Below are 451 nucleotides of genomic sequence, written 5' to 3' on the forward strand. Positions count from 1 at the left end.
AATCCTGCCCCACGAGATTTATTAATCACATCAATAACTTGCTGCGTAACAAGTACATTAAATTCATCAATAGCAACTGTCACATGTTCACCTTCTCTGTGTTTCATATGACTACTCACATTCGTTTTTAAATCATTCACAATCATTTTTCCAAGTTGTCGAGCGCCTTCCGGATATCGCAAACTATCCAATGTAAAAATAACCATTCCTCTTTCTTCTAACACTTGATGTAATGCGATTGTATTTCCCTCTTCTTCCTGGAACAAATGTCGAAAATCTCCTTCAGCCAAAATAGAAACACGACTGGCCAAACCTTCAATTGCCTTTTTATCAATCCGCTTAATTTTTGGAATCAAATTGAAAACTTCATCACGTTTGAAAATACTCTCAGAAGGCTCAGATTTGCTTAAATCAACTTTTTCATCATCAAACAACACTAAACCATCTGTAT

The 451-nt window shown here is 35.5% G+C and carries 1 protein-coding gene; it reads right to left on the reverse strand.

Annotation, left to right across the window (positions count from 1 at the left end; translation table 11 throughout):
- The coding region (locus FE392_RS20610) for a hypothetical protein (RefSeq protein ID WP_319931959.1) at nucleotides 1–451 on the reverse strand (451 nt) is incomplete at both ends.

Origin of the sequence: Xenorhabdus santafensis (assembly GCF_033949405.1) — a bacterium.
Lineage (GTDB): Bacteria > Pseudomonadota > Gammaproteobacteria > Enterobacterales > Enterobacteriaceae > Xenorhabdus > Xenorhabdus santafensis.